The organism is Marinomonas sp. ef1, assembly GCF_002806845.1.
In the GTDB taxonomy this organism is placed as follows: Bacteria; Pseudomonadota; Gammaproteobacteria; order Pseudomonadales; family Marinomonadaceae; genus Marinomonas; species Marinomonas polaris.
Map to the genome: position 1 here is coordinate 311,609 of NZ_NHTT01000001.1, position 13,486 is coordinate 325,094.

Consider the following 13,486-nt stretch of genomic DNA (forward strand, 5'->3'; position numbering starts at 1 on the left):
TTATACTTTTTTACACACTGGAAAAATTTCTGAAGCAAGTCGTAGGTAATGAGTTTACTTACGGCTTTTTTCTATTTTAAGCAATAGGTTAGACCAAGATAAAGAATAGGTAGATTATGATGCAAAGACCACAAATAACCATTTCATCATTAGATGCTGTGAGACTTGAGAAGATACTGGATTCACTAAGTTATTCGCAATTCCCCAACAAAGATGATTTACAGGAGGAGATTAATCGCGCCGAAATTGTTGAGCCACGAGATATGCCTGACAATATTGTGACGATGAATTCGACTGTAACATTTAAAGTCTTATCTTCGGAAAAGGAATTTTCAAAAACCTTAGTATATCCAAAAGATGCTAATGGCGCTGAAGACACGGTTTCAGTTTTAGCACCTGTTGGCAGCGCGTTACTTGGTCTAAAGGAAGGTGATCAAATTGATTGGCCTAAGCCAAATGGTGATGTGCTGTCGGTAGTTATTATGAAGGTAGACTATCAGCCTGAACGTGCTGGTGAGTTCCAACTTTAGGTTTTTTCGTTAGTTAGCGATCAGTTTTTGGTAATAAAAAATAACCCCTTGCGTTTGACGCTCGGGGTTATTTTTTTAGTCTTGACTGATACCGTTAATTTACTTTGGTTTTATGCTTTTCAGCAGATTGCTCAAGGCGTTCTTTTATAATAGGAGCAATGGCATTTAGCGGTTCAGAATCAAGCATGTCTTGATGCCGACATGAAATGTTATGAGTTTCTATTTCACCTGTGATTCTTGAGGCCCAGGCATTGGATTGGTGCTCAAGAATATTACCCATCGAGCCATTCACACTATCTTCAGCGACAAAAAACAGTAAATCTGCATCCACCTTTCTAGGTTTGAAGCGACCAGCCAGTGCTAAGTTGTTTTCGATTATGGTTTGAACTCTGTCCATAATATTTGTTTGGCTTTTTTGGATATCTTGAACCACAGACATGGACGAATCATCATAATCTCGCCATAACAACGACGCTAATTCTTCTTTGTTAATAGGCAGCTTTTCCAGTGTGCTGAGATCATAACCTAGAAAGAGTAGGGCTGCTCTGACAATATCTGCTTCGTTTTTTGGCTGCTGGTAATCGAGTTTGTATGGGTAGCTGTCTAACATACATAAAAAGGACACTGTTTCATCTTCTGCTTGTAGCTTCTCAGCAATAGCATGAGCAACCAGACCACCAAATGACCAGCCTAGAAGACGGTATGGTCCTTTTGGTTGCACGTTTTTAATTTGCAATAAATACTCTTCTGCCATTTCTTCTATAGATTCTGGCAAGCGCGCTGCATGGCGCAGCCCCGTTGCTTGGAGGCCAAATACTGGCGTTGATTTAGATAAGTGACGTAGTAGTCCTGCGTATCCCCAAGCGAGGCCAAGTGCAGGATGAATACAAAATAATGGTGAATCCGTACCGCTAGATTTGATAGGTAGCGTGCAAATCATAGGATCCCAATCATCACTTCGACTTAAGTAGTCAGAAAGATCGGCAATGGTGGAGGCTTTGAATAAGACACCTAATGGCACTTCAATTAATAAGTTCTTCTGAATATGATTCAGAATTCTTGTTGCAGATATGGAATCGCCACCAATTTCAAAAAAGTTATCTCGGATACCAACTAGAGTAAGACCTAATGTCTCAGCCCAAAGGCTAGTGAGCATTTCTTCTAGTTGATTTCTTGGTGGTTCATAACTATTAGATGCGTGCCAAGTTGGTAGAGGTAAGGCTTTTCGGTCTACTTTTCCATTTGGTGTTAATGGCATTTCATTTAACAGCATAAAGTGTGCTGGAACCATGTAATCAGGCAGTACATTGATTAGCTGACGACGAAGTTCATTGGTATCTAGGTTGCTGTCTATTGGTATTACATAGGCAACCAGTTGCTTATCTTCGTTCGGCGACGTTTGAGCTACGACTATGGCTTGAATGACTTCGCGACAAGCTAATAATGCAGATTCAATGTCACCAATTTCGATACGGAAGCCGCGAATTTTAATCTGATGATCGTCTCGACCTTGGTATTCTAATACCCCATCTTGGCGCCAGCGTGCTTTATCTCCCGTGATATATAGGCGGCTGCCTTTTTTGCCATATGGATTAGAGATAAACCGCTCATTTGTTAATTCAGGGCGATTGTAATAACCCAGTGCTAAACCATCACCGGCAATATATAGGTCTCCTGTTACGCCTACCGGAACAGGCTCCATTGCGTGGTCTAAAACATACATTTGAGTGTTTAGCAGAGGTCTACCAATAGGGGGGTGGCGGAGGTCTGTTGGCTTAACCAGTGGCATAATACTCGACCAGATCGTTGTCTCTGTTGGCCCATATAGGTTTACAACAGGATGCCCCAAGTTTGACATGATTTGAGCCAGTTGACCTGATAACGCTTCGCCTCCTACCAAAGGCCGAATGCCTTTTAGTTCATTGCTGTATGTCGGTAATAATGCCTGCCAAAGAGACGGCGTAGCTTGAAGCAAAGTTACGCCTTCTTTGACCGCTAGCTTTGTTAACGCTTGTGGATCGCGAACGGTTTTTCTATCCGCAATCAGAACAGATGCTCCAACAGTAATAGGCAGGAATAACTCTAAGATAGAAATATCGAATGAAATGGTCGTAACAGCCAGAAATTTATCTTCGCTAGTAAGGTTGAGCTCTTTTTGCATAGCGTATAAGAAATTCATCAAGGCTTTATGTGAAATTTCTACACCTTTAGGCCGACCCGTAGAGCCTGAAGTATAGAGGACATAGGCCGGATTGCTTCCTTGAATTGTTAAGCCAGTAGGATGAGAAACATGTTTGTCTAAGGAAATATCTGAATGTGCGTCATCGATTAATATTATCGGCATATCAACTTTGGGTAACTGTCCAATAGCACCATGGCAGCTGAGTATTAACTTGGGATTGGCATCCTCTACTATGCTGCGAAGGCGCTCTTCTGGAAAGTCAGGATCCAGTGGTAAATACGCAGCTCCAGCTTTTAGTGTACCCAACAAAGCGACTAGCATGTCCGTATTACGTGTTAGTGCAATAGCAACTAAATCGCTTGGGCAAACTTGTTCTTGTATCAGCTTATTTGCCCAAGCATTAGAAAGTGCATTAAGTTCTGAATAGTTTAAAGTGTTTTGTCCAGAGGCTACTGCAATGGCTGTTGGAGTACTGATTACTTTAGCATTAAATGCTTCGACTACGGATTGTTGTGGAATAGAGCATGCCGTATCGTTCCATACATGCAGAATTTTGTAGCGCTCACTTTCTGACAATAATGTTGCCTTACTTATAGGGTTGGCAGGTGCCAATACCATTGCGTCTATCAGGCGTTCAAACTGTGCTAAATGGTTTTCTAGTTCATGTTCTGTATAACGTGTAGGGTTAGCGTCAAACTCTACTTTTAAACCATTGTTGTCGTGTCTGTCGAAGATAAAAACGGTAAGATCGTCGATCAAGGCATTACTTAGGTTATGCAGCGAGGTCGAGCAATTTCCGAATGTTAAGTCATAATTAAAAGGTTCAATGTTAACTCCTAGCGAGGCAATTTGCTGACCAGCAGACATTAACCCCAGCTCACGCTTTAGGTCTTCATAACGATATTGCTGATGACGTAGTGCTCTAAGTACTACTTTAGATACTTGTGTTATTAACTTTTCCAATGTGATTTCAGTAGATAAACTTAAGCGAATAGGCACAGCGTTTGCTATCATTCCAGGTGTAGCACGTTGTAATCGTTGGATTCTTGCGGTAACAGGCATTGCAAAAACTAAATCATTCGCTCCTGTCATACGATAAAAATACGCAGCCACTAAAGCTATTAGAGTTTGCGGTAGGCTGGCGTTTACTTGTTGCCCAATGGCAATGAGTTTATTAGTCAATTCTTGAGATAATGTTAGAGGTTTGCGTAGCTGCTTTTTATTCTGAGAATGATCTATTCTCTGAGAAAGGGACGTGGTTTCGGGTAAATTGATAAGGTTTTCTAGCCAGTACTGACGATCTTTTTTATAGCGTTTGGAAGATTTGTACGCATGTTCACTTTCGACAAGTGCAGCAAGAGAGCCAAAAGGATTAGGGCCTGCATCTAGATTGTTTAGTAATGCACTGTATATTTCAGCAAGTCTTAGAGTGAGCAAGTTTCCTCCAAAACCATCGAGTGCAACGTGATGGCAACGGTGGTACCAGTAATGATGGTTTTCGCCGAGCTTAATCAAAGCACTACGCCACAAAATATCCCCTGGTTTGGTGAGTGGCCGCATCATGTCCTCCGTCATCCATATTATTGCTGTTTTATGCGGGCTTTCTGCAGAACTAACGTCCGATAAAGAGAAATAGCCTTCATCTGTTTGATAGATGATCTGGAGGATTTTATCGTCTTCTTCGACGATTCGGCTGCGTATGCAATCAGCTTCACTGATGAGTTGTTTAATAGCGGAAGTAAAATGAACTGCATCAATTGCCCCTTTTATTTCAAGGTATTCGGCAATATTAAAGGCGGCACCTTGAGGCGCTAGTTTTTGGGCGATCCATTGTCCACGCTGGGCGGTAGAAAGGGGGACTGCAAATGATTGTTGAGAAATGGGTTCTTTTGAACCATAGCAATTATTATGACTTTTAATCATTTGTTTGCTCCTGCAAAAAACGTCTTCCATGTTAGAACTGTGATTATTATGTCCTAAATATTTACTTAAATTAACATAAGTTGATTTTATAATTAAGTCTATTAAATAAAATTTACATATATATGAATATATAAATTGAAAAGTATTTTTATTTTTTAAATTGCAGTCTTAACTAGAAAAAGCAATATTTTTGTTTTTGATGTGACTAGTTACTTGCAGAAAAAGCAGTACGCCTGACAGGATTCCAAAGCCTGCTAGCCCTGACCAAATCCAACCATGATTTATATTTGTCGAAGATAATAGCCAACCTGTGCTGATGTTGCCTATAAAAGCGTATAGACCACCTACACAAGAATACAAACCATAATGACTACCTAATTCCTTAGCAGAGCAAAATTTAGGGACATAAGCACCTAACAGTGGAAACACTAACATCGAGCCGAGGCTAAAAAAGACTGCACAAATTATGAAAGATAAGGCTGGTAGCCACTGCAGGCTAAGGTTGAGCCATAGGTAGCTGGATCCCATAATCGCCATGCCTAATCCTATCCCTCGAGCTGTTCCCAAGTGTGACTCAACGAAACGGCTTACGGGCATTTGCATTAAGACGCCCATAATAGAAGATGTCGCGAAAACCCAAGTAATGATACTGACGTCCTGAGTGACTACACGGATTTCATGTGGAACGGCAATGTATAGTTGGTGGAATAGTAATTGATACACAGAAGCGCATAATATGAATCGCATAAAGGATTTGTTGCTGAGCATTTGTCCCCATTGCTTCCAGAATTTCGAATGAGCGTGCGTCGTATTTTTTTGTGATTCCAATTCAGGTAGAAAACGCCACTGAATAATGAGTAGTAAAGTAAATAACCCTGCAGAAACGACACCAACTAAAGCAAAATCGACGTAGAGTAGAGACAAACCTACTAGTGGTCCTAGCAGCATTCCTGCTTCTGATGTGAGGCTTTGTAAGGCGAAAACTTTATCTCTGGCTTTTTGTTCTGGGTATTCAGATGCCAAATAAGCTTGGCTGCTCGGTGTAAAAAGTGCGCCAGCAAAACCAGAAAAAAATGCTCCTAATATTAGTATGGGAATAGTCTGCCCAACTCCTAATAAGGTGAACCCAATGATACGAACGGCACAACCCAATAGAATAAGGCGCTTGTAGCCTAATCTGTCACCTAAAGTACCACCTACTAAAAACATGCCTTGCTGGCTTAATACTCTAAGTCCAATAATTAAACCAACATACCAACCGCTGATACCCAAGTTATGCTGTAGGTGATCCGCTAGATAAGGCAGCAACATGTAAAAGCCAAGATTGAAAGTGAAGCCGTTTATCACCAATACTCGTCCCGCAGGAGAGAGTAATTGCCAATCTTTTATCAGATGTTTCGAAAGCATGGTGTGGTTGATTTAAGCCTTAATAAAATAATAATGTTAAGCAAGTGTTTGGTTGTTGTGATTCACTTTGACTAGGATGTTTAGAAAGCACCTTCTGCGACTTTTATTGCTTGCTCTTTTGGTTCTTTGTTCTCGATGATTGAAGTAGCTGCGCGATTGTTTCGGATGGTTCGAACAAAAGGAATGCCTGCGGCGTCTTTTGTAATATCAGCCTCAACGTTATAAACATTTTTTACTAGCGATGGTGTGAGTATGTTGTTTGGGTGACCGGTGGCAATTAACTTTCCATCTTTAAGAACCAGTAAATTATCGGCATATTGAGCAGCAAGATTTAAGTCGTGAAGCACCATGATGGTGATCCAACCTTGTTCCTTTGTTTGAGCATCTAGATGATCAAGAAGGACATGCTGAAAATGCAGATCCAACGCGCTGACTGGTTCGTCTAACATGAGTATTTGGGGTTTTCTCATTAAGGCTTGAGCAAATAAAATCATTTGGCATTGGCCGCCACTGAGCTTATTTACTGGGCGATTCGCTAGATGCAAGAGACCAATTTTATCAAGAGCAGATAAAGCTTCTTTAATAACACTATCGTCTAATCGAAAACCTAGAGCATTTAATTGACCAAGTAGAACCACTTCTAAAACACTTAACTCTACATCAAGACGAATGTCTTGAGGCATATAGCCAAATTGCTTACGCCAGCGTGATAATTGTTTGCGTTGTAAGGTTTCGTTTGCAAAAGTTATCTCACCTGATTTGGTGTGAATATCGCCAAACAAGGTTTTTAATAACGTGCTTTTACCTGTGCCGTTTGGCCCAATAATGACGTTGACCTTGCCAGATTCTAGAGCAAATGACATGTCTTTTGCTAAAACAAGATCATCTATAACAACATTGAGATTGTTTACTTGTAGCATAAGTTAGCGCCTTTTACCCAGAATCAGCCAGAAGAAGAAAGGCACACCAATAATGGCGGTGACAATGCCTATTGGAAAGAGAGCACCAGGAACGATAACTTTAGATAACACTGATGCACTAGAAAGCAAAAATGCCCCAATGATGAAAGACAAGGGTAAGAAAAAACGCTGATCTTCTCCAACCAAAATCTTGGCAATATTGGGTGCGACTATGCCGACAAAGCCAATAATGCCAACAAAACTGGTTACGGTTGCGGTCATAACGGCAACGATTAACAAGGTTCGCAAGCGCAGTCGAGTAATGTTGACTCCGAGACTTTTGGCTCGCTCCTCTCCCAAGCGTAATGCGGTCAGTTTCCATGCGTCACGTATTAAAAAGAACATGCAGACAACGGTAACACTTATGATAATTGAAAGATTAGACCAAGAGGCTTTTGATAAGCTGCCGAAGAGCCAAAATAGGATTTGTTGGCTGAGTTCTGGTGAAGACACAAATTGTACGAGAGACAGCAAAGACTGAAAAAGGAACAGTAACGCGATACCCGCCAATATAAGCTGACCTGAACTGATGTGTCTCATGGTTGCCAATGCGAATAAAAATGCCGCCGCCAACATGCAACAAACAAAGGCTCCTAACGGAACCGCAATATTAGTATTTAATCCCAATGAATCAAAATACAGCATCAAAGCGGCACCAAATCCCGCTGCGGCTGCCATCCCCAAAGTGTACGGGCTTGCCATGGAGTTATTGAGTAGGGTTTGCATTTCTGCGCCACCGACGCCTAATACACCACCAACAACGACGGCCATAATAGCAATAGGTAGACGCAAGCTGGACACAATGACTTGTGTTGTCGGATCGACTTCTACAGGGAAACCAATAAGGTTTAGTAAGGCATTGGCGACGTCTTTTACATTGAGTAAAGACGGGCCAGTTGCGACATCTAAAATAAAAGAAAAAACAAGAATGATCAGTAGGATGCTTATAACTGACCAACGACGCTTTTCGCTACGTCGTTGGCTTGAAACCGCATCAGAAATTAAGGCTGATTGCATAGGTATGAATTCATCATGGTCTCGATGAATATTACTCCGTTATTTGGGCGGTAAAGGTGCCTGTCGGTACAACAGGTAAATATTTTTTGTAGAAATCTAGATATTCTTGTTCTGGGTTTATGTCTTCAAATAAACTTGGGTACATAGATTTAGCCATGAATTGAACCATGGAAGCATCTAAGATAGTACGAGAGGCACCTTGGTATATGCCATATACTCGGCCATTTTTCACTGCTGGTATTTGTTCCCATCCAGTACGTTTTTTATAACCTGCTAAACGAGCTTCAGCTAGCTTCCTATCTACGCCTTGGCCCATTGCTATCGCATTACCTGTCATGCCAGATTCTGTTCCTGCAAGGAAAACAACGTCAGGTCGTGAGGCTAGCACTTGTTCAGGATTCATTGTTCCCCACCATTCAACAAATGGTGTGGCAATGTTATCGCCTCCCAACATGTTAATAACAGCACCCCACATGTTTTTTCCATAAGTGAAGCTGTATTGGCTTGGGCCTTTATTGCCAAATTCAACATAAGTGCGTGGCTTTGGTAATTTTGCGGTTTTTATGCGTTGTAGGGTCGATTCTATCGTATGTTGGTAGTCATCTGCTATTTCTTGAGCACGTTTTTCTTGTCCAGTTAATGCCCCAATAATTTGAGTACTTTTAACATGACGCTCTAATGTTTGAGCGTTGTAATCGATAACAACTATTGGAATTCCTGCGCTCTCTAAGCGTTCAACATCGGTACCAAGTCCTTGATATTGCCAATCGGCTAACAAAATAACGCTAGGCTTAAGACTAATGACTTTTTCAATAGAGAACGTTTGCGCTTCTACCTCACCAACGTCAGGAATTTCTTTTAATGAAGGGCGGTAGTTTGTATAAAGGTTCCAACTTGCTGGACGCCATCCTTCCCATGTATCACGAGAAATACCTACCACATTATCTAATGCGCTTTCTGTTCCTATTGCTATGTAATCTTCGGCGTAGAACCCTAGAATTACTCTCTGGGCTGGCAAGTCAACTTCCACTTTTCGGCCTAAAACGTCATCAATGATAGTCATTTTTGCCTGAGCTAATCCAGCAAAAACGGACATTCCTAACATCAAAATAAACACAGCACATCGATTCATAAAAGTCTCTCTATTGAGAATGATTTTCGTTTTTTGGCATCTTACGGATAGAGGAGAATTAATCAAGGGTTTTATTGAGACAGAAGGTACATTTAAGATTCATTTCTATGTGTTGTAAAAAATAGGGCTATATTAGGTTAAAATGTTGAGGATCTTTTACTCATATTTAAGAGACTTCGTTTTCGATTTCCTGCAAAATTCGCGATAAATTTTACTTTGCTACTTGAGCGGTAAAGGTGCCTGTTGGCGTGACAGGTAAATATTGTTTATAAAAATCTAGGTATTCTTGCTCTGGGTTGATGTCTTCAAATAGATTTGGGTACATAGACTTTGCTATAAAGCGAACCATAGGCGCACCTAAAATAGTACGAGCAGCTCCATGGTATATTCCGTAAACTCGCTGGTTTTTTATTGCTGGCATTTGCTCCCAGCTGGCACGTTTTGTGAAGCCTTTTAAACGAGACTCAGCCAGTTTTCGGTCAATGCCTTGCCCCATAGCCATAGCATCTCCTTTTACTCCAGACTCGGTGCCTGAAAGGAAAATTACCTCGGGATTTGATGCTAATACTTGCTCTGGACTCATCGTGCCCCACCATTCAACAAATGGCGTAGCAATATTATTGCCTCCCAACATGGTTACGACTGCGCCCCACATGTTTTTTCCATATGTGAAGCTGAATTTGCCTGGGCCTTTATTGCCGTATTCTACATAAGTACGTGGTTTTACTAAGTTCGCCTCTTTTATGCGTTGTAAGGTGTTTTCTATAGCCAGCTTATATTCGCCTGCGATTTTTCTCGCTCGTTCATTTTGTCCTGTAAGTTGGCCAATAATCTTCGTGCTTTTAATGTGACGGTCCAATGTCTGTGCGTTGTAGTCAACGACCACTATTGGAATATTAGCGTTTGTTAAACGGCTAATGTCGGTACCTAAGCTTTTATATTGCCAGTCGGCTAATAGAATCACGTTAGGTTTAAGGCTGATGACTTTTTCAATAGAAAAAGTTTGTGCCTCTACTTCACCAACGTCAGGTATGTCCTTTAATGAAGGGCGATAATTTGTATAAAGACTCCAATTTGCGGGGCGCCAGGTTTTCCATGTGTCACGAGAAATTCCGACCACTTTATCAAAGGCGTTTTCAGTGCCAATGGCCATGTAATCTTCGGCGTAGAACCCTAAGACTACTTTTTGTGCAGGTAAATCCACTTCCACTTTTCGACCTAAAACGTCATTAATGACGGTCATTTTTGCTTGGACTGATCCAGTAAAAAAAGACATCCATAACATAAGAAGAAGCATTGTAGATCGATTCATAAAAGGCTCTTTTATTAAGAATGATTTTTGTTTCTGTGTGTTCTGTACGGACTAACAATGAATTAACTTTTTAAGGTTCTATCTACTCTTAATAGTACGCTTACGGATAATTTACAAGTCAATCACTCCTTTAATCAATTGCAAGTGATTATCATTACGTTTATATTTATTGCTAATGGTTATCATTACAGGAGTTTTTATGGACGCTACCATTCAAGACTATGCTAGTTCTTTAGCATTGAATCAATCTCAAGATGATTTGTTTTTATTTAATTCCAATTTCAATCTCGTACGTGCAAATGGCATTCGTCAGCGACTTACCATTCCAGTTCTTGCTAATACCTTTCATAAAGAAGTTCAAGCTGTTTTTAAAAAAGAGAAAGCTCAAGGGAAGAGCAATCCAATTTTGGTTGGAGCTATTCCATTCGATATGAATCAAGCTGCACAACTGGTGGTGCCAGAATGGTTCGAGATAGTAAAGCCTCTAGATCGTACCTTGTCATCATTTGTAGATAAGGACTTTGTTCATCATGTGTGTGAGCATAGTTTTGCTCCAAGCCATGTGGATTTTTTAGACATGATAGAGCAGGTGCTGTCTATTTTTGAACGCGGTCCTTTAAAAAAGGTGGTGTTATCCAAAATACTGAAATTAACCTTAGACAGAAATGTAGACGTTCCTCGTTTATTGGCCAATATCATGGCGCAAAATCCAAGTGCTTACCATTTTAGTGTTCCGCTTGAAAACAGTATTTTGATTGGTGCTAGTCCTGAATTACTGATTAGAAAACAAGGTAATAAGATATTTTCCAATCCATTGGCAGGGTCGGCTAAACGTTTTGGTAATGCCGATGCTGATCGACAAGCTGCGAAAAGCCTCTTTAATTCTGCGAAAGACCACTATGAGCACCGGCTTGTTGTTGACGCGATTCTAGCCTCTTTATTGCCTGTTGTTGAATGCCTTAACGTACGGGAAGAGCCTAGCCTGATTTCAACGCCAACAATGTGGCATTTATCAACTGATATTGAAGCAACGCTGCCTACTGTAAACCCTCCCTCTGTATTCGATCTTATAAAGCAAATACACCCAACACCTGCAATGTGTGGCACACCCACCTTACAAGCACAGCGTCATATTGAGGCTCTAGAGCCACACCAACGTGGCTTTTTTAGTGGCTTAGTTGGCTGGTGTGATGCAGAAGGCAATGGCGAGTGGGCTATTGCGATACGTTGTGCAGAAGTGTCGGAGAACAAGGTGACCTTATTCGCTGGGGCTGGTGTTGTGCCAGACTCAAACCCAGAAAGCGAGTGGTTAGAAACTAGCGCGAAAATGCGCACTATGCTAAATGCATTTGGAATAAAGGAAGATGTAATATGAGTATTGCCTATACACCATGGCCAGAATCATTTGCTCAAAAATACCGTAAAAAAGGCTATTGGACAGATCGACCGTTGTTGGACTTAATTGATAACGCGCCACACGAGAACATTGCAGTTATTTGTGGTGAAAAGTCGTTTAGTTATCGAGACCTGTGTTTGCAATCTAAGCGATTGGCTATCTATCTACAGGAATTAGGTTTGCGAAAGGGGGACACCGCATTAGTTCAGCTGCCTAATATTGCCGAGTTTTATGTGGTGTTCTTTGCGCTTATGCGTCTTGGTATTGCTCCTGTTAACGCATTGTTTAGTCATAACAAAATGGAGTTAACTGCTTACGCCACACAAATCGAACCTAAGATTATTATTGCCAGTGAAGAACACGCCTTGTTTCATGATGGTGCTTTTTTCAACACGTTGAGCGCATTGTCAAAAGAGCTACAGCACGCTTTGATTGTTGGCAAATCAGAATGGGCTGAGACCCTTGAAAATATACTTGGTTCATCGACAAGTACATTGTTAACGGCAATACCGAGCAAGGCTGATGAGGTGGCATTCTTTCAGCTTTCTGGTGGCAGTACAGGTACACCAAAGCTAATCCCAAGAACCCACAACGATTACTTTTTTAGTGTGCGTCGTAGTACTGAAATCTGTCACTTTACATCTGCTACAACGTATTTGTGTGCGCTGCCTTGTGCACATAATTTCCCTATGAGTTCTCCTGGTGCATTTGGTATTTTTCATGTTGGAGGACGTGTTGTCATGTCGCCAAGTCCTGATGCTAGTACTTGTTTTAAGCTAATAGAACGTCATCAAGTTACGGTTGCCGCTTTGGTTCCTCCCGCTTTGGCTTTGTGGTTACAAGCAGCACCAACTAATAAAACCGCTTTATCGTCTTTGCAGCTGGTGCAGGTTGGTGGTGCGAAACTAAGTGAGAGTCTTGCTAGACAAGTGCCTGATGTATTGGGTTGTCAGTTGCAACAGATTCTTGGTATGGCTGAAGGATTAGTGAACTATACCAGACTAGACGATGACCTTGACACAATAGTCACGACACAAGGTCGACCAATGTGCTCGCTTGACGAAGTAAAAGTCATTAATGAGGCCGGTGAGGAGGTGGCTGTGGGTGAAATTGGTGAATTGGCAACTCGTGGACCTTATACCATTCGTGGTTATTACAAGGCGCCAGAACATAACACCAAGGTGTTTGATAGTGAGGGCTTTTATCATTCAGGTGATTTGGTGCGTCGTAACGATAAAGGGTATTTGACGGTTGTCGGGCGTGATAAAGATCAAATCAATCGTGGTGGTGAAAAGATCGCTGCAGAAGAAATAGAAAACTTTTTATTGAGGCATGAGCTGATTATGCACAGTGCCCTTGTCTCTATGCCAGATAGCATGATGGGAGAAAAGAGCTGTGCTTTTATTGTGCCGAAAATCGCTAGTCACGGCATGAAAAGTCTCACTTTGCGTAAATATTTAAGAGGGCTGGGTGTGGCGGATTATAAAGTGCCTGATCGCTTTGAGTTTATTGACTCTCTTCCCCTTACTCCTGTTGGCAAGCCTAACAAGGTTGCATTGCGCGAGTTGATACGTCAACGCTTACAACTTACTTCTCAACTAGATAAAACACTATAAAAAGGACTTTAT

9 protein-coding genes are annotated in these 13,486 nt (G+C 41.3%); 3 read left to right on the top strand and 6 right to left on the bottom strand.

The genetic code is table 11. From position 1 onward, the window contains the following. Positions 1–116 precede the first annotated feature (116 nt). On the top strand, positions 117–530 hold the full coding sequence (gene rnk, locus CCS02_RS01425) for a nucleoside diphosphate kinase regulator (protein ID WP_012069327.1): 414 nt from the start codon (positions 117–119) through the stop codon (positions 528–530). A gap of 94 nt (positions 531–624) precedes the next feature. Here the strand turns inward: rnk and CCS02_RS01430 are convergent, their stop codons facing one another. From CCS02_RS01430 to CCS02_RS01455, 6 genes are all read right to left on the bottom strand, one after another. Next, positions 625–4,635 carry a non-ribosomal peptide synthetase gene (locus CCS02_RS01430; RefSeq protein WP_198515314.1) on the bottom strand — a complete coding sequence of 1,337 codons (4,011 nt, stop codon included), beginning with the start codon at positions 4,633–4,635 and terminating at the stop codon, positions 625–627. A gap of 168 nt (positions 4,636–4,803) precedes the next feature. Next, positions 4,804–6,042 carry an MDR family MFS transporter gene (locus CCS02_RS01435; protein WP_100187348.1) on the bottom strand — a complete coding sequence of 413 codons (1,239 nt, stop codon included), beginning with the start codon at positions 6,040–6,042 and terminating at the stop codon, positions 4,804–4,806. 80 nt (positions 6,043–6,122) lie between these two features. Further along, positions 6,123–6,962, bottom strand: coding sequence for an ABC transporter ATP-binding protein (locus tag CCS02_RS01440; protein ID WP_072837933.1), 840 nt, complete (start codon positions 6,960–6,962; stop codon positions 6,123–6,125). Between the two features lie 3 nt (positions 6,963–6,965). After that, positions 6,966–8,018, bottom strand: a complete 1,053-nt coding sequence (locus CCS02_RS01445) for a FecCD family ABC transporter permease (RefSeq protein ID WP_072837934.1) — start codon at positions 8,016–8,018, stop codon at positions 6,966–6,968. Between the two features lie 31 nt (positions 8,019–8,049). Continuing rightward, complete coding sequence (locus CCS02_RS01450; RefSeq protein ID WP_100635405.1) at positions 8,050–9,150, bottom strand: ABC transporter substrate-binding protein; 1,101 nt, start codon at positions 9,148–9,150, stop codon at positions 8,050–8,052. 211 nt (positions 9,151–9,361) lie between these two features. Further along, positions 9,362–10,462, bottom strand: coding sequence for an ABC transporter substrate-binding protein (locus CCS02_RS01455; RefSeq protein ID WP_100635408.1), 1,101 nt, complete (start codon positions 10,460–10,462; stop codon positions 9,362–9,364). A 199-nt stretch (positions 10,463–10,661) separates the two neighbouring features. On the opposite strand from CCS02_RS01455, the gene CCS02_RS01460 reads away from it, so the two are divergent. Continuing rightward, on the top strand, positions 10,662–11,837 hold the full coding sequence (locus tag CCS02_RS01460; RefSeq protein ID WP_072837937.1) for an isochorismate synthase: 1,176 nt from the start codon (positions 10,662–10,664) through the stop codon (positions 11,835–11,837). Next, positions 11,834–13,474, top strand: coding sequence for a (2,3-dihydroxybenzoyl)adenylate synthase (locus CCS02_RS01465; protein WP_100635409.1), 1,641 nt, complete (start codon positions 11,834–11,836; stop codon positions 13,472–13,474). Before CCS02_RS01460 ends, CCS02_RS01465 begins: the two co-directional genes overlap by 4 nt. Positions 13,475–13,486 lie beyond the last annotated feature (12 nt).